20 protein-coding genes are annotated in these 26,272 nt (G+C 60.5%); 11 read left to right on the forward strand and 9 right to left on the reverse strand.

Annotation, left to right across the window (positions count from 1 at the left end):
• Positions 1-8 precede the first annotated feature (8 nt).
• Genes X733_RS163920 through nadE form a run of 3 tightly spaced genes read left to right on the forward strand, consistent with a single transcriptional unit; the run spans position 9 to position 2,844 of the window.
• Positions 9-272, forward strand: a complete 264-nt coding sequence (locus tag X733_RS163920) for an acyl carrier protein (protein WP_023671787.1) — start codon at positions 9-11, stop codon at positions 270-272.
• 23 nt (positions 273-295) lie between these two features.
• A complete protein-coding gene (locus tag X733_RS163915) occupies positions 296-1,843 on the forward strand; it encodes an AMP-binding protein (protein WP_023817315.1) in 1,548 nt (515 codons plus the stop codon).
• Complete coding sequence (nadE, locus tag X733_RS163910) at positions 1,840-2,844, forward strand: NAD(+) synthase (RefSeq protein ID WP_023817316.1); 1,005 nt, start codon at positions 1,840-1,842, stop codon at positions 2,842-2,844. Before X733_RS163915 ends, nadE begins: the two co-directional genes overlap by 4 nt.
• A gap of 175 nt (positions 2,845-3,019) precedes the next feature.
• Here the strand turns inward: nadE and X733_RS163905 are convergent, their stop codons facing one another.
• The 5 genes from X733_RS163905 to X733_RS163885 all read right to left on the reverse strand — a co-directional run bounded on the left by X733_RS163905 (position 3,020) and on the right by X733_RS163885 (position 9,216).
• A complete protein-coding gene (locus tag X733_RS163905; RefSeq protein ID WP_023817317.1) occupies positions 3,020-4,135 on the reverse strand; it encodes a hypothetical protein in 1,116 nt (371 codons plus the stop codon).
• Positions 4,132-4,791 carry a HemK/PrmC family methyltransferase gene (locus tag X733_RS163900; RefSeq protein WP_081731214.1) on the reverse strand — a complete coding sequence of 220 codons (660 nt, stop codon included), beginning with the start codon at positions 4,789-4,791 and terminating at the stop codon, positions 4,132-4,134. The genes X733_RS163905 and X733_RS163900 overlap by 4 nt, the downstream gene beginning before the upstream one ends.
• A gap of 240 nt (positions 4,792-5,031) precedes the next feature.
• Positions 5,032-6,135, reverse strand: coding sequence for a glycosyltransferase (locus tag X733_RS163895; protein WP_023817319.1), 1,104 nt, complete (start codon positions 6,133-6,135; stop codon positions 5,032-5,034).
• Position 6,136: 1 nt separating this feature from the next.
• On the reverse strand, positions 6,137-7,735 hold the full coding sequence (locus X733_RS163890) for a GumC family protein (protein WP_031192943.1): 1,599 nt from the start codon (positions 7,733-7,735) through the stop codon (positions 6,137-6,139).
• A 218-nt stretch (positions 7,736-7,953) separates the two neighbouring features.
• Positions 7,954-9,216: a VpsF family polysaccharide biosynthesis protein gene (locus X733_RS163885; RefSeq protein ID WP_023817321.1), complete on the reverse strand. Its 1,263-nt coding sequence runs from the start codon at positions 9,214-9,216 to the stop codon at positions 7,954-7,956.
• A 379-nt stretch (positions 9,217-9,595) separates the two neighbouring features.
• On the opposite strand from X733_RS163885, the gene X733_RS27665 reads away from it, so the two are divergent.
• The gene (locus X733_RS27665) at positions 9,596-10,699 is read left to right on the forward strand and encodes an acyltransferase (protein WP_196813675.1); all 1,104 of its coding nucleotides are present in this window, start codon (positions 9,596-9,598) and stop codon (positions 10,697-10,699) included.
• Positions 10,700-10,741: 42 nt separating this feature from the next.
• On the opposite strand, the gene X733_RS0133775 is transcribed toward X733_RS27665, so the two are convergent.
• Positions 10,742-11,725, reverse strand: a complete 984-nt coding sequence (locus X733_RS0133775; protein ID WP_245260948.1) for a hypothetical protein — start codon at positions 11,723-11,725, stop codon at positions 10,742-10,744.
• A 666-nt stretch (positions 11,726-12,391) separates the two neighbouring features.
• Here X733_RS0133775 and wecB point away from each other — a divergent pair.
• From wecB to X733_RS163865, 3 genes are read left to right on the forward strand one after another with little or no spacing between them, the layout of a single operon-like run.
• Positions 12,392-13,546, forward strand: a complete 1,155-nt coding sequence (gene wecB / locus X733_RS163875; RefSeq protein ID WP_023817323.1) for a UDP-N-acetylglucosamine 2-epimerase (non-hydrolyzing) — start codon at positions 12,392-12,394, stop codon at positions 13,544-13,546.
• Entirely contained in the window at positions 13,539-14,876 is a 1,338-nt protein-coding gene (gene wecC, locus X733_RS163870; RefSeq protein WP_023686301.1) for a UDP-N-acetyl-D-mannosamine dehydrogenase, read from the forward strand. Before wecB ends, wecC begins: the two co-directional genes overlap by 8 nt.
• The gene (locus tag X733_RS163865; RefSeq protein WP_023725122.1) at positions 14,873-15,676 is read left to right on the forward strand and encodes a WecB/TagA/CpsF family glycosyltransferase; all 804 of its coding nucleotides are present in this window, start codon (positions 14,873-14,875) and stop codon (positions 15,674-15,676) included. Before wecC ends, X733_RS163865 begins: the two co-directional genes overlap by 4 nt.
• Positions 15,677-15,716: 40 nt before the next feature.
• Here the strand turns inward: X733_RS163865 and X733_RS163860 are convergent, their stop codons facing one another.
• Positions 15,717-17,156 (reverse strand): polysaccharide biosynthesis C-terminal domain-containing protein, encoded by a 1,440-nt coding sequence (locus tag X733_RS163860; RefSeq protein ID WP_023817324.1) that lies wholly within the window; start codon positions 17,154-17,156, stop codon positions 15,717-15,719.
• A 168-nt stretch (positions 17,157-17,324) separates the two neighbouring features.
• Between X733_RS163860 and X733_RS163855 the strand changes: the two genes are divergently transcribed.
• A complete protein-coding gene (locus X733_RS163855; protein ID WP_023671802.1) occupies positions 17,325-18,443 on the forward strand; it encodes a glycosyltransferase family 4 protein in 1,119 nt (372 codons plus the stop codon).
• 18 nt (positions 18,444-18,461) lie between these two features.
• On the opposite strand, the gene asnB is transcribed toward X733_RS163855, so the two are convergent.
• Together asnB and X733_RS163845 are read right to left on the reverse strand one after the other, a co-directional pair.
• Positions 18,462-20,351 carry an asparagine synthase (glutamine-hydrolyzing) gene (asnB, locus tag X733_RS163850; protein WP_023703936.1) on the reverse strand — a complete coding sequence of 630 codons (1,890 nt, stop codon included), beginning with the start codon at positions 20,349-20,351 and terminating at the stop codon, positions 18,462-18,464.
• 222 nt (positions 20,352-20,573) lie between these two features.
• Positions 20,574-21,815: a cellulase family glycosylhydrolase gene (locus X733_RS163845; RefSeq protein ID WP_031192949.1), complete on the reverse strand. Its 1,242-nt coding sequence runs from the start codon at positions 21,813-21,815 to the stop codon at positions 20,574-20,576.
• Between the two features lie 16 nt (positions 21,816-21,831).
• On the opposite strand from X733_RS163845, the gene X733_RS163840 reads away from it, so the two are divergent.
• From X733_RS163840 to X733_RS163830, 3 genes are all read left to right on the forward strand, one after another.
• Complete coding sequence (locus tag X733_RS163840) at positions 21,832-23,838, forward strand: heparinase II/III-family protein (protein WP_023671805.1); 2,007 nt, start codon at positions 21,832-21,834, stop codon at positions 23,836-23,838.
• 203 nt (positions 23,839-24,041) lie between these two features.
• Positions 24,042-25,034 (forward strand): sterol desaturase family protein, encoded by a 993-nt coding sequence (locus tag X733_RS163835; RefSeq protein WP_023686296.1) that lies wholly within the window; start codon positions 24,042-24,044, stop codon positions 25,032-25,034.
• Complete coding sequence (locus tag X733_RS163830) at positions 25,031-26,185, forward strand: GNAT family N-acetyltransferase (RefSeq protein ID WP_023696861.1); 1,155 nt, start codon at positions 25,031-25,033, stop codon at positions 26,183-26,185. The genes X733_RS163835 and X733_RS163830 overlap by 4 nt, the downstream gene beginning before the upstream one ends.
• The last annotated feature ends 87 nt before the right edge of the window (positions 26,186-26,272 follow it).

A 26,272-nucleotide genomic window follows, 5' to 3' on the forward strand; every position in this document is an offset into this window, starting at 1 on the left:
GGAAAGACATCATGACGGCAATCAAGGACAGGGTCAGAAGCTTTATCGTCGACAACTTCCTGTTCGGCGACACCTCCTACAAACTGTCGGATTCAGCCTCGCTGATCGAGAACGACATCATCGACTCGACTGCGGTGCTTGAGCTGGTGGCCTTCATCGAGGACAATTTCGGCATCGCGATGGTGGATGCCGACATCGTTCCGGCCAACCTGGACTCGCTTGACCGCATCTCGTCCTTCATCGAGGCGAGAGCACAAACGCTGGCAGCGTAAGCGCCAACGGCGAGGAACGTCCAGTGCGGATCGAGCATTTTCTGATGGCGAAGGCTGCTGCCCACCCGGCCAAGACGGCATTGGTCACTAGGGGCAAAAAGCTGAGCTACGAAGAACTCGACGACCTTTCGAGCCGGCTGGCCACCGCTCTCTTCATGAATGGGATCAGGCGCGACGACCGCGTCCTGATCTTCATGGACAATTGCTGGGAGGCCGCCGTATCGATCTTTGCCGCACTCAAGGCAGGTGCGACCTTCAGTCCGATCAACCCCTCCACAAAGGCCGACAAGCTCGGTTACATCATCGCCGATTGCGACGCCAGGGCAGTCCTGACGCAGGCGAAGCTGATGCCCGTGGTCACCGAAGCCTGCGCATCGCAAGGCAAGACCGGCATCTTCGTGGCTTCCACCCCTGGGGCCGATGGGCAATGCCCGGCAGGGGCCGCGTCCCTGACTGACTGCCTGACGTTCGATGGCGCGGAGGTAGACCATCGCGGCATCGACGTCGACCTTGCGATGCTGATCTACACGTCAGGTTCGACCGGCCGGCCCAAGGGTGTGATGATGACGCATCGCAATTGCGACGCTGCCGCGGGGTCGATCGCCACCTATCTGCGCAATGCGCCGGACGACATCATCCTGAACGTCCTCCCGCTTGCCTTCGACTATGGCCTCTACCAGTTGCTGATGGCAGTCAGGCTCGGGGCCACGCTGGTGCTCGAGAAGTCCTTCGCCTTCCCGCACGAGATCTTCGAACGCATCCGCAAAGAGGGCGTCACCGGCCTTCCGCTGGTGCCTACCATGGCGGCGATGATCCTGCAGATGCGTGATCTGGCGCCGGGTTTCCTGCCCAGCCTCCGCTATATTTCCAACACCGCGGCCGCCTTGCCGCCAGCCCACATAGAACGCCTGCGCTCGCTGCTGCCCGGCGTCCGGATCTATTCGATGTATGGGCTGACCGAATGCAAGCGCTGCACCTATTTGCCACCCGAGGAACTTGACCGCCGGCCAGGGTCGGTCGGCATAGCGATCCCCAACACGGAAGCCTTTGTCGTCGACGACCTTGGACAACGCGTGCCGGCGGGCGTGGCAGGTGAGCTAGTCATCCGCGGTCCGCACGTGATGCAGGGCTATTGGCGCAACAAGGCCGAGACGGAACGAGCGCTCCGGCCGGGGCCTAACCCTTGGGAAAAGGTGCTCTATACGGGCGACCTGTTCCAGACCGACGAGGACGGCTTTCTCTATTTTGTCGGGCGTAAGGACGACATCATCAAGACGCGTGGCGAGAAGGTCGCTCCCAAGGAAGTGGAGGCCGTGCTCCACGCCCATCCAGGTATCGCGGAAGCGGTGGTCGTCGGCGTGCCGGATCCGGTGCTGGGGCATGCGATCGGCGCGCTCGTCGTGCGGTCCGATCCGGCGCTTGGCGGAAAGGACATCATTCGTCACTGCGCGCGCCACCTGGAGGATTTCATGGTCCCCAAAATCATAGAGTTCCGCAGCGAATTACCGAAGACGGAGTCGGGCAAGGTCAGCCGCCGGCTCGCGGCTGAGATGATGGAGGCCGAGCAATGAACATCGGCTCAACCCAGGATGCGCCGGCCTTCACGCAAGCCCTGGTCATCGATCCCGCCGCCGAAACGGACAGGATCGTGGCGGCCCTGCGCGAGCAGTTGCGCGGCATTCGCAAGCGCGGCCTCGTGCTCGGTCTTTCGGGCGGTATAGATTCCAGCGTTTCGGCTGCATTGGCCGCGCGTGCCGTCGGCCACCAGAATGTGCTGTGCGTCCTCATGCCGGAAAGCGATTCCGACCCCGAAAGCCTGCGACTCGGCCATCTGGTCGCCGACACTTTCGGCGTCGAGGCCGTTGTGGAGGATATCGGGCCGACCCTGCGGGCAATGGGCTGCTATGAACGCCGCGACGCCTTCATCCGCGAAATGGTCCCGGACTATGGCAAGGGCTGGGCCTCAAAGATCGTGATCGCGAACGTGCTCGAAGGCGAGGGCTACAACATCTCCTCGCTGGTGGTGCAGGACCCGCAAGGCAAGCAGACGAAACTGCGGATGCCGGTGGCGGTCTATCTCGGCATCGTTGCCGCCACCAACATGAAGCAGCGCACCCGCAAGCAGATCGAATATTATCATGCCGACCGGCTGAACTTCGCCGTGCTCGGCACACCGAACCGGCTGGAATACGATCAGGGGTTCTTCGTCAAGAACGGCGACGGCGCCGCCGACGTCAAGCCGATCGCGCATCTCTACAAGACGCAGGTCTATGCGCTAGCCGCCTATCTCGGCATTCCGGAAGAGGTCCGCAACCGGCCGCCGACCACCGACACCTACTCGCTGGCGCAGACGCAGGAAGAATTCTACTTCTCCCTGCCTTACGATCGGATGGATCTGTGTCTCTACGGCCTCAACAACGGCGTGTCCGCCGAGGTGGTAGGGCAAGCGACGGGATTGACCGCCTCACAGATCGAACGCGTCTGGGCCGACATCGCCGCCAAGCGAAAGGCAACGCGCTATCTGCACCTGCGCCCGCAGCTCGTTGACGGCGTGGACGAAGTCGGCTCCTGACCTGATGCATATCGAGCAAAAGTGATCCGGTTTGCGATACGACATGCATCAAAGAAAAACTTAGAGCGCATCGCATGAACCCGATTTCATGCGAGGCGCTCTAAGCTCTTGTTTTACGCGATTCCGGATGGAAAACCGCGCACCTTTTTCCTGGAATTGCTCTAGGCGGAACGCTTCAGGTGAAGCGGCCGCCGATCAACTGGCTCCACTGCTCGCCCGCAAGCCCGTTCAGAAAGACCTGCGCGTTCTTCATGGCATCCAGAAGCTCGGGATCGCGTGAATGCACGACGGTCGAGGCGACCGGTATGAAGGCTATGCGTCTTACAAGCATGGCCTCCAGAAGCGCGGGCTGGACGCGGCCGCGCAAGCCGGAGACACCGCGCCGGGCGGCATGCTCGACCAGGCAATCGATCACCGGCCCGGCCTGGCCGGGAAGAGCGAGGACCTGCAGCACGCGGCCGATCCCGTCCGGTCGAGCGTAATAGGCGAAAGCGCCGACATTGGCGCCGTTCGGCGATGCCACCGACACGTAGACAAGCTCTCCGAAATCCGGCTTTTGCGCCGCATCGCCCAGAATATGGTCGAGCTGACCTTCCGCCCACTGCGGACGTAGCGGAAATTGGGCGCAAAGCGGCTCCAGCAGCTCCGCAAAGCTGCCGCTGTCGATCTCGGAGGTCCGAAATGCCCCCCGGCTCGATGCGTTGGCGACGACGCCGGTCCAGCGTCGTTGACTGCCCTTCATTTTGCGAAGGTAGAGCCGGTCGACGATCCGGGCGAGCGGGTTGAACATCCAGGCAAGCTTCATGTGATTGGCAAAAAGGCTGAGCACGAAGGTCGCCGGCCGCATCACGCGAACCCAGTCAAGGCTGTATTGCGGCAGCACCACGCCGCGAAGCCGCGTCCACAGTTTCACGGACGTATCATTGGCGGTTTCGCTGAAGGAGATGTCCTGCGGACCATCGAGGAAGGCCTTCAACAGGCGGGCACCGGCCATCGGATCGGTCTCGTGATCCTCGACCATCAGCGAGCTGCAGATGGCAGCGTAGAGCTGCCGGCCGTTGAATTTCATCGGCAGCGCATGAACGCCGACGAACCCGGAAACCTGGCCGGCGTCATTGACATGGACAAGCGAACGGAGCCCGCTGCCCCAGTCGGGTGCGTCCAGATAAAACCGCCTCATGTAATCGACGAGGGAGGCCGGCGCTGGCCCCCGCTTCTTGCGCAGCATGCGTTGAAACATGCCCGCGACGGCCGCAAGGTCGGCCTGATCGAGGGCGCGGACGACGCTCACGCCGGGCTCCCGGTTCCGGGAACCCGGCCACCATGTTTGCGCGCCATGGCGACACGGGGCTGGCCGTCGGCCGTCACGGCAAAGGTTGGGGTTTCGTAGGATTTCGTTCTCGATAAAAGGGTTGCTATCTGCCGATCTTGACCTTCGCCGAACTCAAATAGCAGCCATCCGCCTGGCTTGAGGAAAGCTGCGGCATCCCGGACCAGCCTTTGGAGGATCGAAATACCGTAAGGGCCGCCGTCGAAAGCTTCCCGAGGTTCGTTCTCCAACAGATGCGCGCTTTCGCTATCGAGACGGGATGAGGAAATATAGGGCGGGTTGCACACGACCATGTCGGCAGCGCCGTGGAGGCCGTCACCCTCGATCGCGGCAAATAGGTCGCCTTGCCGGACCTTGATCCTGTCCTGCAGGGCGAGGCGCACAACATTGCGGCGGGCAAGCGAAACCGTGCTGTCGGTCAGGTCCGCCGCCCATGCCCGAGCCCGAGGACATTCGCTGACGATGCCCACGGCAAGATTGCCGCTGCCGCAGCACATGTCGATCAGGATCGTTTCGTGCGCCTGTTCGCCAAGAATGGCCGCGGCCGTCCGGCCAAGCAGTTCCGTTTCGGCTCGCGGCACCAGAACGTCAGGCGCGAGTTCCAGCTCAACCCGCATGAAGCAGTGCAATCGCGGCCTATTACGATCGTTTGCACGGCCGGCAGGAGGGCTGTGATGCTGCGGCAAGGAAATTCCCTATGCTGAGGGGATGAAACGCGGGTTCCCTGTTGTTACCAACTCTGGGTAAACTGATATTAAAGATCATGATTGGATTGGGAGTAACCGGCCTATGTTGGCGGCGTCCTGTCCCATCAATGGCGAATTCCTGTGCCGCCGCAAGCCGATCCATGCGCTAATTCAGAGCAACGCCTCGTACCGGTCTCCGATCTTTTCAATTTCGAAATCCGCCGCCCTGCTTTTCAGGATCGCGGCGGTTGTCGGCTGGTCGAGCATTCCGGCCATCGCCACTGCCAGGGCCGCGGCATCGCCGACCGGCACCAGGGCGCCGAAGCGGCCGTCATCAAGTATTTCGCGCGGGCCGTGCGGCGCGTCCGTGGAGACCACCGGAATCCCCGCTGCCATGGCCTCGACCAGAACATTGCCGAAGCCCTCGCTGGTCGATGATAGGACGAACAAGTCAGCTACTGCGTAGCAGGCCGCCGGATCATTGACATAGCCCGCAAACAGAACGTCTGCGCCGATACCGGATTCTTCGGCATAGGCGCGCAGCTCGTCGGCCAGCGGACCCTCGCCGAAGATGACAAGCCGGGCCCGGCGGCCGGCGCGCAGCACAGCGAAGGCCCGCAGCAACGTCCAATGATCCTTAACCGGCACCAGGCGTCCGGCGGTGATGATGACGGGGCCGTCGCCCATCGCCGCGAGCTCTGCCTGCCAGGCGTAGGAGCGTTGCTGGGATGCAGCCGGCGGCAGCGGGTTGTTGATGACCACGACCTTGGATTTCGGGAAGCCTCGGGCCACAAGATCGCCGCAGACACCCTCAGAAACCGCGATGGCCCTGGTGGCGCGGGCCGCAACCAGGGCCGAAAGCCAGACCGCCATTTTCGCGCCAAGGCTGCCGGAAGGCAGTGAGGCGGCGGCGTGGAAACTCGGGAAGAACCGCGCCCTGCTTCGCGCGAGGGAAAGCGCCAGCGCCACGACCAGATTGGCGAATTCCGGGGCGCTGTAGATCGCGTCGGGAGAAAGGCGGCCAAGCAGGCCCGCGCTTCGCACGATGCCTTTCAATGTCGCCCACTTGCCATAACCCTCGCCGCGAATGGGGAGGCCGAAATCGACCAGATGCACGGCAGGCGAAAGCAGGGCGGCATTGGGCCCCTGCGCGTTCCAGGTAAAAAGCGTGACGTTGTGGCCACGCGATGCCAGTTCGTTCGCCATCAGGACGAACACGCGCTCGGCGCCGCCGCCCCTGAGGCTGGCAATGTGAAAGACAATCCGCTTCGCCATTTCAGGCGCGGCTGGCAATGACGTCCGGGCGGTTCGGCGGAAGACGCATGTCGCGCACAATACCCAGGGTAATAGCGAGCAACATGCCAAGGATCATGCCGCCAATGGCCCCCAGGCCGATCATCACGACGGTGCGGGGGGGCCATGAACGGCCCTTTGGCGGCACTGCGGTGGAAATCACCTGCACATTGGTGCTGTCGATCTGTTCGCGCTCGGTTATCTGGCGTGCCCGCGACAGGAAGCTCTCATAGATAGCCGTCTTCGACGCGGCGTCACGTTCAAGCTCACGCAAGGCGACCTCGGAATCGCTATCCGAGAACACGTTGCCCTTCAAGTCATTCATCTTGGCATTGAGGGAGGCCGACGAGGTTTTGGCGGCATCGAGGTTGACTTTCGCCAGGCGCAGGGTGCGCGCGTATTCGGCGCTGAGTTGCGCGCTGACCGTGTTGTACTCCGTCTTCAGCCTGACGATCGACGGATGACGGGGGCCAAAGGTCATCGACTGCGAATCGATCTGCTGGCGCAGGCCGTTGGCCGTTGCGCGCAGCGCCACAAGCGCCTCCGACGTGGCGGGACCGGAATTGGTGCCGTTTGCGCCGGCGGCAAGCAGGGCGTCGTAACTTGCCTGGGCGGCGATGACGCGCGATTGCGTCTCCACGATCTGGCCGTTGAGCTGGGTCATGGTTTGCGAGGAAACAAGCTGCCCATTGCTGGTGGCCAGATTGTGGCTGCGCCTATAGGCCTCGACCTTCTCTTCGGCGGCCTGCACATCGCTCTTGAGCTGGCCCAGCCGCCCGTCCAGCGCGGCCGCGGCACGGCTGGCGCCGGAAGCCTCGGCGCTGGCCAGCTCTTCCTGGAAAGTCTTGACGATATCCTGCGAAATCAGGATCGCCTTAGCGGGGGTTTCCGCCGATACCATCAAGGTCGTGACAAACGACTTTTCATCCGCGATGCTGCTAACCCGTTCCGCCAGGTTCTTCAGGGCGGTAAGCTTTGGATCGGGTTTGGCGCCGTCCGTCCCTGTGCGGCTACGGTCCGCGTCGAAGAACTCCGGGTCACTGGCCAGGTCAAGATCGTCTACAACACGTGAAAGCACGCTGCCCGAGGTCAAGATGCGCTCTTTGCTGCGCGCGCTGAGCAGCTGTCCATCGACCTGGGCCGATTGCGGGTAAAGATCATTCGGAACAACCTGAAGATTGGCGGGATTGATGAGGATGTCCGTGGTCACGGTATAGCGCTGCTTGCTCAGCAGAGCGTAGGCACCGCCGATGATCCCGCCGACGATTGCCAGCAGGCATACCAGAGCGAGGCCGGCGCGCAGCCAGACAAACAGACGCCCGAAATCGAGTTCGAGAAAGGTTCCGATCTTGTTGAGCGTCACCGTCGTGACGGGCTCGGCTACAGGCGGCGCCACGGGTGCAGGCGACACAGGGGCCGACGTTACAGGGGCCGACGTTACAGCGGGTGCCGCCGCATGTGCCATGATCGGCGCGGTTTGTTGCGGCTTTGGCCTGCTGGCGCGCCGCGCATTTTCGATCCGTTCATAGGGGCTAATGCCGGCGGCGGCCGCGGCTGGAGGAGGACCGGAAGCGGCGGACATCATGCTAACCCTTTAAAATTCAATACGCACAGCCTGCTTTACGGAAACATCGTTAACATTTCATTTTCCAGGCGTGTCAGGCGCGTTCCGGAACAGCGATCTATCCACCCTTGGTCGGTATTCTGCCACGCCCGTCGTAGCCTGGCAAAGCGTGCAGGCGTTTCAAATGGAAATGCAAGAGGTCGTCGCGAGGGCACCCGCAAGGACGGGCTTTGGCGTCATGTCGCTGTTGATGCTGGTTGGCCTTGAAGGGGCGTGCCGGTTTGGCGCCCATCCGGCTTTCGATAAGCGAGCAACAAGATGACGAGCAGCATGATATCCGGCGCCTTCGAAGAAAGGGCATTGTTTGACAATGCCGCGAGGATGGACGCGGCCGCTGCGATATGGGCGGCCCGAGGCGTATTGCGCAGGAGCTTGAAAAGGAACCGGAAGAAAGCAAACGCGAAGAGCAGGGCGATCGGCAGGCCAAACAAAAGCGTAAGAACGACCGGCGTGCTTTCGATGAAGGGGAGGTTGAGCTTTTCGTTGACGATCTTCAACAACTCGTTGGGATTCATGCCAAGCAGGATGTCCCTCCATTCAACGAACTTGAATACATCGTAGATCTTGACGCGCGCGTCGTAATTTTGATCAAAGAGCGTATTGCTGAAGCGGTTCAGCAGCCCCGCCGAAAAGAGTATCGCAATCAGTATGGCGCCACCGGCCAGCGTCAGCATCAGCACCAGGAGTTTGGCCTGGCGTTGATGTCTGGGTGACAAGTCCGGCCAAGGCAGGAACACGAGCAGGAACAGGATCTCGCCGCAAGCGAGCAGCAGGGCGGTGCGCGCGCCCGAAGCGGCCGTGCCGATGAAGAGAATGAAGATGCAAAGCGCACACACCCAGATACGCCACCGCGTCAATGCAACGAAACCTATGGCGGTGGTGCAAAGCGCGCCCAGCGCCAGCGGATGGGCCGACAGTCCGATCGGCCGAAAGTCCAGCTCAACGAGGGGATAGGGCAGGAATCGGTGCTGGGTGACGGCCTCGATCGTTCCGATGATGGCGCTGAGGACAATCATGCCGACGATGACATTGCCAAGCGCCCTGCGCACATGGTCACCCAGGGCAAGCATGATCATCGCCGCGGCACAAGAGACCAGATAGGAATCGATTATGAAGCCGGCCGAGCCGGCACGGCCTATCACGAAGAGATAAGGCACCAGCCACAACAGCAGCAGCGAATATAACAATGTCGCCTTGAACAGCCTGACTTCATCGCCTTCGAGCCGAATTGGCCGGGTCGTGGCGATGACGACAAGCAGCAGAAAGATCGCATAGGTCCCGATATGCAGCTTTTCGGGAAACGACCCCCCCTCCGTCGAATAGGACATCACCATATTCATCAACTGCGGCGAGATGGTCGAGCGGAGCAGGAAAGCGAAGGCCACGAGGAGAAAGAACAGGAGCGTGAGGGCGTCTTGGCGGCTGGCCTGCGCGGTCACGAACTGTTGCTCTGTGGGGGTGACACTCACGATTATCCGACCAGCGTTGCGGCTTGCGATTGAGATGGCAGGGGACGAACGCGCCCCCGGGTACATTTTCCTGCACGAACGTAAAGGAATATGGATAACCCGATCTTAACAGCGGCGATGCCCGGCATGGGCCGCCACATGTCAGCTTTGCCGAAAAGCCGGACACCGCTCATTGAGATCTCACCAAAGTGCGCCGCGTGGGAACGAATGCAGGCAATGCACTTGCGCGACATGCATCGGCAGCCGGATTTACGCTATTTCATGAACTCGGTAACCCACACTTAATTGGCCGGTCGTATTGATGGCGATGCTTTGCACGGCGCCGGACGCGCTGCCTGTGGACGGCACAATGGCATCAGGCGCCGGCAAAGCGCAGGAGATCAAGGTGAAGAAATTCTATTCGATTCAGTATCTTCGCGCCTGCGCCGCCTTGCTGGTTCTGTTCGCACACGCCTTTTCCTATCAGATTGGCGTGGACAATCTGATTATCGTGACGGCGGGCCGCCTGGGCGTCGTTCTGTTCTTTGTCATCAGCGGTTTCATAATGGTCCATATTACGGGAGATGGTCCGTTTTCCGCTGCCACCTTCCTGAAACGCCGAGCAATCCGGATCATCCCCCTTTACTGGCTTTTCACCAGCCTCGCCGCCGTTCTGGCGGCGCTCGCGCCAAGTCTCTTCCAGAAGACCGTCTTTACATGGCCCCACTATCTTCAGTCGCTCCTCTTCATTGTTCACGAAGCGCCTGGACGGGATAGCGCCAGTCCAATCCTCTCACTCGGCTGGACGCTCAATTACGAGGTATTTTTCTATATCGCTTTTGCGGTGTTCGCATTCCTGTCCGTGACCTCGCGCGTATTTGTGCTGACGGTCTTTTTCATTGCGATGTGGATAGCCGGGCTGTGGCTGGCTCCCACCAACCCTGTTATCCAGTTCTATCTCAACCCTTCTCCGGTGGCATTCGTAATCGGCATGTGGATAGGGCGGCGCTATTTGGACGGTGATTTCACTTCCGACATACGCCATGCCTGGATATTCGGCGTAATGACCGCTGCAGGCGTGGTGCTTTCATTCGTCGATGACGGTACGCCGCTATTGGGTCAGATCAGCTTCGCGGGACAAGCAATGTGGGCGGCGGGCCTGCTTCATCTCAGCCTCATTCTGGAGCCGAAACTCAAGCACTGGAGCCTTCTCGAGCAGTTGGGCGACGCTTCCTACGCGCTTTATCTGTCGCATATCTTCGTGATCGGCGCTGTGGCGTACCTGGCCAGACGCACCGTCGGATACGAGCATCCGACAACGGTATTGTTGGTGTCGGTGGTCAGCATCGTGGCAGCCTGCCTCGTCAGTCTGGTGATTTACGAGATGATCGAGAAGCCGATTCTTCAGACCCTGAACGGCAGAAGGAAGACGAGAAACACACCGCTTCCTCATATTGCCACGGAGAACAAATAAGCAGGCCACGCAACGGGACGCTCACGGCTTTCAGCGCTTCAGTCAGCCCGCGCTGTCCACGACCTCGACATTGCCGGCGCGGTTAAGCGTATGAATGCCCGTGCGTGCCCATGCCGGACCCGCGCCGATCGGCCGGGGCGAGGCAAAACGGACATCGGACGCGTCGAGTCGCTCAAGCCGCATCAGCCCCAGACCACCGCCATAGGCCCTCGATCCGTTCTGCACCGGCAGCACCAGGGCATCGTCGTGGTGGATAAAGGCGCCGCCCGGCCGGGTGGCCGAATGATCGACGGCAATGGGATTGAGCGGATGGGCGACCCATGGCCCGCGCAGCGAGGGTGCGCAATAGACCGCCATCGTGTCCGACGCGCTGCCGTAGCCGAACCGCTCCGTTCCAACCAGCCAGAAGCGACCGTCGGATTCGAGCAGCGTCGCGTCGTTGAAATCCCTGTCCGCCATCAGCACCGTGTCGCGGACCCAGCGGTCGGGAAACTGCGCGGCGCGATAGAGCACAAGTTCGCGAGCCGAACCACTTTCGGGGATCATGAAAATCTCGCCATCGTGTGCGAACACCTGCGGATACGACAGGTGGTGCGCTTCCTCCAATACAACCCTTGGAACACCGAAAGTGCCATCGTCACCGAGCTCGGCGACGGAAATCACGCCGCGACTCGTCGCGTAGGGGAATTCCTCGACAAACAGATGATGGCGGCGGTCGGCCTCGAAGACGAACGGGTCGGCATAGAAGCGTTGGCCATCGTCCGGCAGGACTGTGAACGGTTTGCCGTCGAGTTGCCCGGTTTCGGCGATGCCTGGTCCGTCGATCACCCGATAGGCAACCTGCCAATAAAAGGGGCGTCGTCCCCGCCTGATTTTTTGCACGGCGCGATCGATCAAAGCCCTGCCAAAAAAGGGCACATAGTGTCGAACAAAACTGTCGTTCTTCAGGATCGGCACCGGGTTGTCGCTTACCGGCACAAGCTTGCCCGCAAAGAAGCGGGCGACGGTTTGCATGATCAGCGACATGGCACCGGCGAGCAGGTCGTTGCAGCTTCGAGATAGCCAGAGCCTGTCTGCCAGCATCGGTCTAGCCTGGGCCACGACAACGCCATCGAGGCGAGCGCCAAGTTCAGGCAATTGTCCGCTCGCCAACATTGCGGCAACGCCGGCTGGAAAGCTGTTGCGACCGCAAAATTCGAGCCTCAGGACTGGCGCGTCTTGCCCCGTTGCGCTGGCAGTGAGATCTATGACGAGGTCCGGAGGGCCGCGATCGATGGGCGGCAACGGCTCGGACCGGCCCGCCAGCGAGGGACCGAAACGCCGGCTCTCGATCGCCAAGACAGTGTCCAGCCCCCGAGCGGTTGGCGCCGGCGCCGGCGCGTGGCAACTCGAGACCACATAACCTGCCGCACCCAACCGCATGAAAAGCTCATTTTCCCAGCGTCGGGATGCGACGGCGTGGCCGATGATTAAAATATTAGTCAACCCAAGTTATTCTCGTTAAAGCAAAAAATGGCTTTGCTCTGGTATCTTTCCCCACAGTTCCTGGCAAGGGTTGCCCAAGGGGGGCTGCGGACTCTAGCGTTAATCATACGTTAATTTTTTTGAATACGAAGGCGGTTCAGGGCGCTATTGTTAGGCTGAAAGCACATGTCAGCCGGGCGCCCACGCTTTCGGTGACCAGGGTCAACCATGAACGCCGTTTCACATCCGAGATTGCCCTCAAGGCGAAAACTGCTGATCGTGTTCGGCACGAGGCCGGAGGCGCTCAAATGTTTTCCGGTGGCGCGCGCCGCGCTCGCCCATCCAGGCTTTACCACGGAAATATGTGTGACGGGCCAGCATCGCGAGATGGTCGATCAGGTCATTGAATTGACGGGCCTGCCGGTGCACTACGATCTCAACATCATGCAGCCAGGTCAGACGTTGTTCGACGTGACCTCGCGCGTGCTCCTCGGAATGGCGGGGGTGCTGGAGAAGGCGAAGCCGGACATCGTCATCGTCCAGGGTGACACAACCACCGCGATGACCGCGGCTCTAGCTGCCTTCTACAAGCGCATTCCGGTTGCCCATATCGAGGCGGGATTGCGCAGCCACAACATCAACTCTCCCTTTCCGGAGGAACTGAACCGCAAGATTGCCGGCAACATCGCCACCTGGCATTTTGCGCCGACCACCGAGGCGCGCGACAATCTCATCGCCGAAGGAAAGGCTGCGAACACCATCTTCGTAACCGGCAATACCGTGATCGACACGCTGCTGCATTTCTCCATCGAGATCGATGCCGACAAGTTGATGAACGCCAAGCTCGCCGCTCGTTTCCCCTTCATCGATCCGACCAAGAAAATGATACTCGTCACCGGTCATCGCCGTGAGAATTTCGATGGCGGCATCCAGAGAATCTGCACCGCGCTGAAGGCATTGTCGGCGCGCAGGGATGTGCAGGTCATCTACCCGGTCCATCCCAACCCGAATGTGCGCTCCGTGGTCGAGGCCGAAATCGGGACGGTGCCGAACATCCACCTGATCGACCCGCAGGACTATTTGCCGTTCCTGTACCTGCAGAAACAGAGCTACCTGGTGTTGACCGACAGCGGCGGCGTGCAGGAAGAGGCGCCTTCACTCGGCAAGCCGGTGCTGGTGATGCGGGAAAACACGGAGCGACCCGAAGGGATCGCCGCTGGTACTGCCCGGCTGGTCGGTACCGATATCGAAAAAATTCTGGCCAATGCCAATAGCCTGCTCGATGATGAGAGCGTCTATCGCGGCATGGCGGAGAGGCACAACCCATACGGCGATGGCCAAGCTGCGACCCGGATCGTTGAGGAATTGCTGAATCATGGCTGAAATCAAAACCGTTTCCGTTATCGGCATGGGCTATATCGGCCTGCCGACCTGCGCCATTTTTGCCAGCCGCGGACTCGATGTCATCGGTGTCGATATCAACGAGGCGGTGGTCGCGAAGGTCAACCGCGGCGAAATCCACATCATCGAACCGGACCTGGATGGTTTGATCCAGAAAGTTGTCGCCAATGGCAAGCTCAAGGCATTCAGCACGCCTCAGCCGGCCGATGCCTATATTATCGCCGTTCCAACTCCGATCACCCCGGACCGCAAGCCGGATGTCAGCTACGTGCTTGCGGCAGCGCGAAGCATCGCTCCGGTGCTAAAACGGGACGACCTGGTGGTGCTGGAATCAACATCGCCGGTCGGTACGACGCGTGTCATGACAGCGCTGCTCGCGGAACTGCGACCCGATCTCAAATTTCCCGTTGCGCATGGCGAGGAAGCTGACGTCCTGGTCGCCTACTCTCCCGAGCGCGTGCTGCCGGGAAAGGTGCTGACCGAGCTGATCAACAACGATCGCTCGATCGGCGGACTGTCCCGAAAGTCTTCGGAGCGGACAGCGGCACTCTATTCAAGCTTCGTCGCCGGCGACCTGTTCATAACCCAGGCCGAAAGCGCGGAACTGGTTAAGCTGACTGAAAATGCGTTCCGCGATGTCAATATCGCCTTCGCCAATGAGCTTGCGGCGGTGTGCCAGGATCTGTCGCTCAACGTCTGGGAGGTAATCGATCTCGCCAACCGGCATCCTCGCGTGAACATCCTGCAGCCGAGCCCGGGCGTGGGCGGCCACTGCATTGCGATCGATCCGTATTTTATCATCGACGCCGCACCGAACAATACGCGGCTGATCAGTTCGGCACGGCGCATCAATTCCGAGCGACCCTTGTCGGTGGTCAGGGACATCGAGGCATTGCTCGACCCGACCCGCAAGCAGACGATCGCCTGCCTTGGCCTCAGCTTCAAACCCAATATCGACGATATGCGCGAGAGCCCGGCTGTCGAGGTTGTTAAGCTTCTGTCCAAGATTCCCAATATCAAGATCGTCGCTGCCGAGCCCAATGCGCGTCAGTTGCCACACGAGCTCGAGGGCAGCGGCGTCATGTTCACCGATGCACTTTCCGCTATTGACCAATCCGATATCGTCGTCCTGCTGGTCGACCATAGACAATTCAATCTGATCGATCCCGAAGCGCTCAAGGACAAGAAGCTCGTCGACACACGGGGCCTGTGGACCTGGCGCAAGGCGCGCAAGCCCGACGCCCGCATCGAAGGCAAGAAATCCGAAATGGAACGCTCGCAGTCTCTCGCTCGCACCGGAGAAGCGGCATGAACTCGCATGACCCGGCATGGGCGCAACACTCTCTATTGGCATCACGCCGCCGCGAGTTTCTCGGTGCGACCATCCATGCGCTGACCATGGCCGAGACGCTGGCCATCGCAGACGAGGCGATGGCGACGCGGCGACCGCTTCATCATGTTGTCGTGAACGTCGCCAAGCTTGTGAACATGCGCAAGAATGCCGAACTGCGCGAGGATGTCGTCGGGGCGGATATGGTCAATGTCGACGGCAAAGGCGTGCTTTGGGGCGCGCGGCTCTGCGGCGTCGAGTTGCCGGAGCGTGTGACCGGCGTCGACGTCATGATCAACCTGCTTGCGCTGTGCGCCAAGCGTGGCTATCGCCCCTACCTTTTGGGCGCTGAACAGCACATTCTCGACGCAGTTGAAAGCCGACTTGCCAGAGATCATCCGAGCCTGGCCATTGCCGGCCGGCGCAATGGGTATTTCAAGGCGGAGGAAGAGGCCGCGATCGTCGAGGCCATCAACGCTTCAGGTGCCGACTGCCTGTTTGTGGCGATGCCGACGCCGAGCAAGGAGCGCTTTCTCAAGCGCTATCGCGACGTACTCGCTCCGAGTTTCGTCATGGGCGTGGGCGGCAGCTTCGACGTCTATGGTGGAAAGGTCGCCCGGGCACCGAAACTGGTTCAGGCGGCCGGCCTGGAGTGGCTGTTCCGCGTGGCGCAGGAGCCGCGACGCTTGTGGCGCCGCTACTACGATACCAACACCGCCTATGCACTGCTGCTGTGGCGTGAGTTCTGGTCTCGCCGGGGACGCCGAAACGTCAATCCGTAAGCTCGCGACTTTCAGACAAGCATGCCTCATAGCGCGGGATTTATGCGATCCGGAGCCGTGCCCTTAGCTTGCCGATGAAATGCGTCACGGCCGCGGGGTGAAACAACCAGGTCAGTCCCAGGAAAGCCGCAGCGCCGGCGACGCCGCCCGCCGCGAGCGGAAAGATCGCCGGCATATAGCCCAGCGCAGTGCTGGCGAGGCTGGCGGCCAATCCGGTGCAGATAGAAATTATGATTGAGACAGCGATGTCGCGCCAGGGCACCGGCACCGGCGTGAGCCTCTCGGCGATGACGATGCAGGCTGCAAGACCTGCCAGCGATCCGCCCGCCAACGCCAACGCCGCGCCAACCTCCGCCATGGTGGGAATCAACAGAAAAGACAGTGAAATCGTTGCCACCGAGCCGAAGGAATTGGCGATGATCAGCAACCACGGCCGCTTATGTGCGTGCACCACGACGCCATAAACGAAGCTTGTGAGATTGGCACAAAGAACGCTGAAGGCGATGATCGGGAACAGCAGGCCGAAGCGACCATGATATTCCGCGGGCAGCAGGAGTCGCGTGATGTCGCCGCTGAGCGCGATAAGCATTGCTGCGACCGGCAGGCAAAGGCGTATCATCAAGGCCATGAGTTGCGACAACAACCGCCCGGACGCCTCGGATCCCTCTTCGTCGAAGCGGCTGACCACTTCTGGAAATGCGCCCATGTTGATTGCGTTGGCGACCATATCGATCGGCTGCCGAGCCAATGCGTAGGCGGCTGCGAAGACGGCCACCGCGCCGGCATCGTAGTAGAGCTTGAGGAAGACGCGTTCAGCGCTGTTGAGACCGAAACCGACCAGCGCCATGATGACCAGGGGCACGCCGAGGGCAAAAAACTCCTGGTGGGTGAAGCGCGGCGGGCCGCCAATAACGCGCCCGGATGCCACCACGCACGCCACGATGCCGGCAATCAGCACGGCGAGGCTCGAGCCGAGCGATACCGTCAGAAACGAGCGTTGGAAGATAAGGATGGCGGCGATCGGCAAGGCGAGTTGCAGCAGGCCGCGCAGATATTCAAGCATCGAATAGAGGGAATGACGCTGCTGCATTTGCAGCACCGTCAACGCGAACCGGCTGATGGAGCCGGCAATCAGATAGCTGCAGACGGCGATTGCAAATTCGATCCAGCGCTCCGGCACGATCACCGCCGAGGCGATCACGGATATGATCAGGGCCAGCACCGTGGTGACAAGCAATACCTGTCCGGCAAGCATCAGGCTGCCACGGCTGACGTCGCCTTTTCCGCCAAGCCGCAACAAGGCAATGCGCAGCCAGTTGGTAACGGCAACATCCGTCATTTCGCCCACGGTGACCACCAGGGTCAGCAGGCCATACTCCGTCTGGTCGATCAGCCGCGTCATGACGACCAGCAGGAGCAGAGCGGAAACCCGCGTCAGCAGAATAGCTGGGCCATAGATGAGTGTGGAACGGAGCAGCAAAGGGTTGTTCCCGGAAAATTTGCCGTCGATTAATCGTTGACCGACGGGAATTCCAGCACGATGACGGCAAAGGGTGAACGGATACAGTTTGAACCAAAAGATTTGTCGTAAATCTTTTTTGGAACCTTTGCTTTACGGTCACCCGGCATCCGCAATCCAAATGGTGTCATGTTGCAGCGTCTCGCCCACAATAGAAAAATACATGTCTTGGTCGCAACGCCCTCGGGCGTTTCGGGACAAGGCGGCATCGACCGGATCATGGGGGCGCTGAAGCAGGAGTTCGAACGGCAAGAGATCGCCGACATCGATCTGCGCTTTCTTTCCAGCCGTGGCCCGGGACATGTCGGGCTTTCGATCTTCTACATGCTTGGTTTTTGCGCGCGGATGCTTGCGGCCCGCCTCGACAGACGCGCCGACGTCATTCACATCAATATATCGGTCTCCGGCAGCACCTATCGCAAGATGATGATCGCCGCCTGCGCCAGGCTGTTGTCGATACCATATGTCCTTCATCTGCATGGGGCGCAGTATCAGACATTCTGGAAAGATGATCATAGTTTCATGAGCCGCCGTATCAGGGCTCTGTTCGAGCATGCCGGCCGGGTGATTGTCCTGGGGGGGCTTTGGCGCGATTTCGTCGCCAGCCGGGCACCGGCGAACGGCGGCAATATTGTCATCGTTCCCAACGCCACGGCAGTTCCTTCCCTGGCGCATGTCGGCGGAGGCGATCACGTGCACATCCTGTTCCTCGGCCGCATCGGCGAGCGAAAGGGCGTGCCGCAGTTGGGCGAGGCGCTGGAGCGGATGAAACATCTCAGGGGTTGGCGTGCCACGATCGCCGGCGATGGTGAGGTCGAGCCGGCACGAGCGAGGTCGGTCGCTCTAGGGATTGCCGACCGTATTGCTTTTCCGGGCTGGGTGGGACCTGACGAGGTCGCATCACTGATCGCTTCGGCCGATATTCTGGTGCTCCCCTCGTTCGCCGAAAATCTGCCAATGTCGGTGATCGAAGGCATGGCGGCCGGCCTGGCTGTCGTGGCCACCCCGGTTGGCGCGGTCGAGGACATCATCACCCACGAACAATCCGGTCTGTTGGTGCCGCCCGGCGATGTGGCGGCGTTGACCGAGGCGTTAACTCGGCTGGTCGAGGATACGGCGCTGCGCGCGCGGCTTGGCGCCGCCGCCATGGCGGTGCACCGGGAAAGGCTTGAGCTTGCACCGTTTGTCGACGCGATCTGCGATGTCTGGAGATCGGTCGCGTCCGAGGCGCGATCGGTCAAGCGCTGACGCTGTCCTTCATTGTCGTCACTGCGGCGGGCCAAGCGCGAATTCGCGGTGGAATATCTCCAGGTTCAAAAGCGCCCATATCAGTTTTTCGTGGTCCGCGGCGCGCTCGGCGTGCTCCCTGACAATCTGGTCCAGCTTCTTGGCGCTCAAATAGCTACGGATGACCGAATGGGACGAACACAGATGGTCCCGTACATAATCGCTCATCGGCCCGCGGAACCATTCGGCGACGGGCACCTTGAAGCCGATCTTTGGGCGGTTGAGGACCTCGTCGGGAACCATGCCGGCCATGCAGTCGCGCAGGATCTGTTTGCTGTGCAGGAAGCCCAGCCTGTAACGATCGGGCAGTTGGCTGACGAAGGAAACCAGATCGCGATCAAGGAATGGCATTCGCCCCTCGATTGAACCGGCCATCATCACTCGGTCGCCCCGTTCCAAGAGGTTGTCGGGCAACCACGATGTCTGATCAAAAAACAACACACGGCGCAGATGAGATTCCGTCACACTCGAAGAGAACGGGAAATCGTTGCAGTCATGGCCGCAAGTGGCCAACCCACCGAGGAGCGAATCGCGTTCCCGCGCCGTCATGGCTCCAAACCAGGAGATCATCCGGGTGGCAAAGTCCCGTTCACCCGCGCTTCGGGCAAATGTATCGAACTTGGCCGATGCGCCGGGCAATGCGCGCATCAAAGGGGCGAGGAGATTGTTGTGAAGCGACGCTGGAACAAGTGACCGGTAGACACCCGCCAGAGACTCTGCGCGATGTTTGGGGTAGCCGCCGAGTATCTCGTCCGCACCTTCGCCCGTAAGCACCATCTTGACGTCCTGCGAGGCTCGAACCGACATCAGGTAAATTGGAATGTCCGTACTTTGTGAAACAGGTGCCCCCCGATGGCGGACCATCTTGGGCAGATGATTCATCAGGTCATCCGCCTGGATGACGATTTCGCAATGATCGGTCTTGAAATGATCGGCGACGCGCCGGGCGAATGGAAGCTCGCTGTAAGCCTGTTCGCTGAAACCGACCGAAAACGTACGAATGGGGTTGTCGCTGTGCCTGGTCATCAGGGCAACGATTGCCGACGAGTCGAGGCCCCCGGACAGAAAGGCGCCAAACGGCGCATCACTGCGCATCCTGATCTCGACAGAACGGTCGAGCAATTCCAGAAATCGCCGCTTGGCGGTTCCTGGATCGATATCCGCTGTCAGATCGGTCTGATCCGGGGGCGCATAGTAGCGCGTTTCCGTTACTTCCCCTTGCGACCACACAGCGTAGCTTCCCGGGTTGAGCTTGCGGATCTGTTTGAAAAGCGTCCGCGGTCCAGGCACGTAACGCCAGGTCAGATACTCGCGCACTCCATCCAGATCGAGCTGCTGGCCATCTGGCTGCGCAGACAACAACGCGCTGATCTCCGAGGCAAACGACAGCAAATTTCTGCCTTGCATGAGGTAAAGGGGTTTTTTTCCAAAGGGGTCGCGAGCGAGGATCAATTCGCGCCGTTGAGCGTCCCACAGCGCAAAAGCGAACATCCCGCTCAATCGGTCGAACATGGCCAGGCGCCACTGGTCATAAGCCCTGAGCAGCACTTCCGTGTCGGAGCGTGTGCGAAAACGGTGGCCGAGACCGATCAACTCCTCACGCAACTCGATGTAGTTGTATATTTCGCCGTTGAAAATAATCCGGAGCCGTCCGTCCTCGGTCTGCATCGGCTGATTTGAATCGGCGTTTAAGTCAATAATCGCCAGGCGGCGATGCACCAATGCCAACTGGTCCTCGCCTGTGTTCAGGTCCAGGAGTTCGATGCCTTCGGCATCGGGACCACGATGCTGCAAGGCATTCGACATCCCGGCGGCCCGATCTTGTGGCTTCTCGACCCTGCGCCCAATCCAGCCGGCAATTCCGCACATTCTTTCCCTTGGCCCTCTTTCCCTTGTTTGCGTATGATCGAGGACACCAATCTACAGCGAATATATTAAATAGCTGCTCGGTGGAGTGATTTTAAAACTGAGCCTGATTTGGTTCGATCAGGCCCTCTCGGCTGCAACTGGAGACGACAGTCCTTGGGTTTCACGCGATTGATCGCCAGCAACCAGGCAGACCGCTCGAACCGATCCTGACCCGATGACGAGTTATGGCAGGCCCAGTGCCCGCAACATCTCCCGGTCCGGGATCGCAGGCCCCTTGGGTTGGATAACACTCATTCCGTAAGGATTGGAGAATTCCCAGGCCGACCACGGCATCGCGAAGCGTTCCGCCTCTCTGCGCACTGCCATGAGATAGCGCAGGCGATCAGCATCGAAAGCTCCCATGCGGCCATCCGCAGACATCAGGATAACGCCGAATTCGCCCACGAACAGGCGTCTGCTCGCTATGCCATGGGCTTCAGCCCAGTCGACCGCCTGACGGAAACCCGCTTCGAGCTGGCTCTGCCCCCAATTCTGCTCAAAGTATCGGGCGATCGTTTCACGCGCCGAGGCCATGTTCATCACCTCTTCGATCTGGCTCAAGCCGGCGGCGTCCATCTGCGCCTTGAGGGTTTCGGCGACCACTTCGGGCGTGCTGGCGTCGGCAGGCCAGGGAAGGCCGGAGGAGAAAGCGTTCTTGTCATCGGCCCGCTGGTGCGTGAAGCTGTGCGGATCATACATGTGGAAGCTGTAATAGACGTTGGGGTCGTCGAAGTTGGGGTCCAGGTTGACCAGTCCCGCGATGCTCCCGCCGCAGGCGCCGGTCGCGACGATGGTGAGTTCGCTGCTGACGGCGCGAATATCGCGAACCGTGCCTGCCATGATCCGCTGCCAGTCATCGCTGCCGCTTGAATCGCAAGGGTAGTAGGCGGGCTCGTTATAGGGCTCGAGGGCGACCTTGTCGGCGCCAATTTTGATCAGCATGGCAGCCACCGCCACTACCATTTTGCGATAGCGGGCAACACCCTCGCTGTCGGCCCCGCCATGGATCATTTCCATGCTGTAGGCCGGAACCTGGCTGACGCCATGCAGATCGAAAACCACCTTGAGCCCGCTTGAAACCACCCGCTGCACCGCAGCGGCAAGCATGTCCAGCGCCTGTTGTCGTTTGGCGCCCTCGCTGGCAAGCAGAGGGCCAGGGTCGACACTCAGCCGGACAAAGTCGAAGCCCATGGATCGAATGCGACCAAACTGGTCGCCGTCCGGCCAATCGGTGAGCGGCCTGCCGCCCGCAAGCCATTCCTTCTCGCTGCGATAGGGCGGCCATTTGTAGGAACCATCTTTCTCCACCGGCGACCAGTTGAGCCATTCATGGACGCCAACGCCGCGCTCAAGCGGGATCGGCGCCGCCTCGGCTGACAAAGCCATGCCAAGCGCGCACGCTATGACGTAGACAACTTTTCTCATCGCAAAACTCCGCGTCATGGCCGAAGATATTAACCGCGGGAACGGAAAAGAGGATGCCGCCACACGCTTTTTCGACGGGATGGTGTATGAGGATCAAAATCTTGGCGGAGCGCGGATGAGGGTCGGGTGGTATTTCAACCGATTGCGCAGCATGGAGTTGGCCGAGATATTGCATCGGTTGGACGAGCAGCGCCGGAGGACCGTTTCGCGCCGCCGCGACAACGGCTGGCAGCGCTATGCGTCGCCGCAGTTGCACCCGGTGCTGCACGGATTGCGGAATGCTGTGCCGGCCGCTGCGACACCAGCCCAGCGGCAAGCTATCGAGGCGGCTGCGCAAAACACTCTTCGGGGCCAGTTTTCAGCACTTGGGCAGACCTGGCCACAGCGAGACCCCTATACTCTCTTTCCACCCGAGCTCTGGCGCCTTGATCCGGTGACCGGCCGGCTTTGGCCAGGCCCCAAGACCCATACTTTCGATATCGATTTTCGCCATGCCACCGGCCGTGGCGATGTAAAATATGTCTGGGAAATCAACCGGCTGCAGCAACTGCCGCCACTGGCTGCCCATCTGCTTCTCACCGGCGATGATCAATCCCGTGCGGCCATCGAGGCGGCGATCGAGAGCTGGCATTTCGCCAACCCACCATTTCGGGGCGTTGGCTGGGCCTCGGGCATCGAGGTCGCGCTACGAGCCATCAGCCTGATTGTCACGCTCGACCTCGTCGGCGACCGGCTTGGCGCGGCGACGCGAGAAAAAGTCGGTGAAATACTGGCGGCAAGCGCCTATTGGCTGCCGCGGTTTCCCTCCCGTTTTTCGTCCGCCAACAACCATCTCGTCGCGGAATTGGCTGGCGAATATTTGATCGGTCTGGCTTTCGGGGCCGAGGTGGCTCGCGAGTCGCTCCTGGCTGAGGTGCTCAAACAGATCCTGGCCGATGGCGCCGGGGCCGAGCAGACCCCGACCTACGCCGCCTTCAGTGCCGAACTTTTCCTGCTGTGCGCTGCGGCGGCGCGCCAGGCCGGACTGCCTTTTCCCCAGCCCGTCGAAGCGCGTTTGGCCGCTTTCGCCAATTTCGCAGGCTGGCTCCCGCCGAAAACCAGCGGCTTCGGCGACAATGATGAAGGCCGCGTGATCACGCTGGGGGGCGAAACCGATTATGTCGGATCGGTCGCGGCCGCCATCCGTGGTTTTCTACGGATGCCGGGCAGCGCACCGGAGCCTGGCGATTTTCGTGCGCTTTTCTTCGGCGCGCCACCGCGGCCGGCGCCGGTGCCGAATGGATTGCATACATTCACGCAAGGCGGGCTCTCCGTCTGGCGCGGCGAGATGAATGGTCGCAACGTCCATCTGACATACGACCACGGCCCGCTGGGCTACCTTTCGATAGCGGCGCACGGTCATGCCGACGCGCTGTCGCTCACCCTGTGCATTGACGGCGATCCGGTGCTGGTCGACCCCGGCACATGGCTCTATGGTTCGGGGGGAGGCTGGCGCGACTGGTTCCGCTCGACGCCGGCGCACAACACGCTGAACCTAGAGGGTAAAAGCCAAAGCATCATCTCCGGGGCGTTCAACTGGTCGCACAAGGCGGTTGCGACATTGGTGGAGAGCGAGCCGGGGCCGCACTGGAGGCTGTGTGCCCGACATGACGGGTACAAAGGCCGCTTCGGCGTTGTGCATCAACGCGCCGTGACACGCGATGGCGACGGCATCCTCGTGACCGACCAACTGCTCGGCGGCAGCCGCGTCGCTGAGATCGTCTTCCAACTCGCCGCCGACCTCCACGCCAACAGGGATGGAAACATTGTCACGATATTGCGCGGCGCTGAACCTTTGATGACTATCCACTTTCCAGACGCAGCGATCCACATCCGTTCCGGCGGCGACACACCGGGCCAGGGCGGCTGGGTTTCGCCGCGTTTTGGTGCAAGGCAGCCAGCCGAACGCCTCGCATGGCGTGGCCAAGTAGGCGAAAAGGGAGTAGTCATCCGGCTCGCGCCAAGTCCGCCGCAGACCCGATAACGGGCAGGTTGCAGGCGCAGCGTTCGACATTAATTACGTTCAGATATTTAGCGGTTTTGACACCGTTGATCTGCTAATTTGGCCATGATTGTTCTGCCAGTCGCATCCCGATACACAGTTGCGGGCAGCATATGATAGGCCTGGCAATATGTGCTTCGCGACGAGCCGGATCACCATTTCACCACCTAGGAGCCACTGCATCGATGTTTTCGGAATTCGCCAGAGTGATCGTGGAAAAACTCTCACACATCGATCTGCTGACACTCGGTCTCCTGTTGCTCACGGCGCTGGGGAGCGCGGTGGTCGCCTACTGGCGAACGGTCGAACAGAAATCCTTCCGGGACTTTTTCGACTTCGCCTTTCCCGCGGAAGTCATCATGCACCCATCGGCGCGAGCGGACGCATTGTTCTGGATCACGAAAAGGCTGGTGATGCCCTTCCTGCTCATTCCCGCCGGTGTCACCTTCGTTGCCGCCACGGGATATGCAACAAACCAGGCAGTCGGCTGGCTCTTCAGCATCTCGCAACCGCTGATACCCGGCCCCGCCGGCCCAGTGACGATCATCCTCTTCACCGCAACCATGCTCGTTGCTTACGATATCTCCTACTACCTATATCACGTTGCCCAGCACCGTTTCCCGTTCCTGTGGGAATTGCACAAGGTGCATCATTCGGCCGAAGTGATGGTTGGGATCACCAAGGACCGGGTTCACCCCCTGGACGATCTGATGAACCGGATCTGGGACGGCGTCATACCGGGGATCAGTTTCGGCTTGTGGAGCCTGATTGCGCTTGATCCGGTCGAGATCGCCATATTTGGCATCAACGTCTATGTCATTCGCAACATTCTCATGATGGACTTTGTTCGCCACACGCATCTGAAGATTTCCTTCGGCCGGTTGAACGGCGTCATCTTGTGTCCGCACTGGCACCAGGTGCATCACAGTGTCGACCCTCGCCACTACGACAAGAATTTCGGGCTGCTTTTTTCATTCTGGGATCGCATATTCGGAACGCAGTTCATCCCGGATCCGGACGAAGACCTCAAGTTTGGACTGATAGATCGCGACGTACGCGACTATCAGTCGCTTTTCGGACTTTACGTGCTGCCGCTCAAGAAAATGGCAAACCATATCATGCGACTTTTTCAAAAGCGCATCGATGTCGCGCAGCCGCAGGACCGTCTCCAACCATGAACAAAATGGCTTCGATTGACGCTGTTGGTGCGGAGCGACTGGAAATCGTCAGTTCGACGGATCGCCTGGCCGCCATCGAAGCCGAATGGGTAGACCTATGGCATCGTACCCATGCACTGATCTTTCAGAGCCATGCCTGGGTTTCGGCATGGTGGAGCACCGTGCGCGACCGCGACCGGCGCTCGCTGCGGATCGGCCTGGTATGGAGCGATGACAGGCTGGTCGCTGTCATTCCCCTGGCGATCGGCAGACGAAAAGGACTTCGGCTCCTCGAATGGGCCGCCAATAGCTATACGGACTATGGTGATATTCTTGTCGCGCCGGAATGCTCCCTATCGGCCCTCCAGAACCTCTGGAACCGGATCTGTTCGGCGGGTGGCTTCGATCTTGCTTTTATCAATCGTCTGTCGCCGGATGCGGCAGCCCGCAGGATTTTTACACCGGGCTCTTCCAGCGGCGTCAAGCTTCGCGCCAATCACCGGGAGGAAGTCAGTTATCGCGTCGCTGGACAGTGGGCCAGCGGAGCAGCATGGCTGGCGGACCAGCCGAAAAAGATGCGCCAGAACTATCGGCGCGGCATCAAGATACTGGAAGAAACAGGCGAAGTGAAATTCCGCCTCCTGTCGGCTGACGAGCCGCTGCAGCCATTGCTGGAGCGACTGTCGGCGCTGAAGCGCAGATGGCTGGAAAAGCACACGCGTGAATCCGACCTTTTCGAAGAGGGCGAGCCGGTTCTTGCCGCCCTGGTGGACGCGCTGTCACGCGCCGGTGTGCTGCGCATTTTCGTACTTGAATGCAATGGTGCGATGGTCGCGGTTTCCATCAACATCGTCCAGCACAACGTCATGATGGCATTCGTTACCACCTACGACCCTGACTTTAGCCGAGCGTCGCCGGGTGCGGTCCTGATTACGGAGTATATACAGTGGTCGTTTGATCACGGCTTGGGATTGGTCGATTTCCTCTGTGGCGGAGAGGCCTTCAAACATAGGTTTGCAACACAGGCCGTTACCCTCCAATCCGTTCTTGGGGCACGCACTGTGCAGGGCGCGCTCGCTTCTCTCGCTGATCGTATCTGTCAGACGATCCGCGTACGCTCACGCGGATTGGCGTCGGCGAATCCAGAGCGCCCGCCCGATGAGACTGCTTAATTTAGCTGGATAACTTGGGCATAAGCCGCCGAGCGTTGAGGGCTGGCGTGCGACATGGGCGCGCCATTCGAAAATCCGCGTCGATTA

The sequence above is a fragment of the Mesorhizobium sp. L2C066B000 genome (genome assembly GCF_000502335.1).
Taxonomy (GTDB): Bacteria; Pseudomonadota; Alphaproteobacteria; order Rhizobiales; family Rhizobiaceae; genus Mesorhizobium.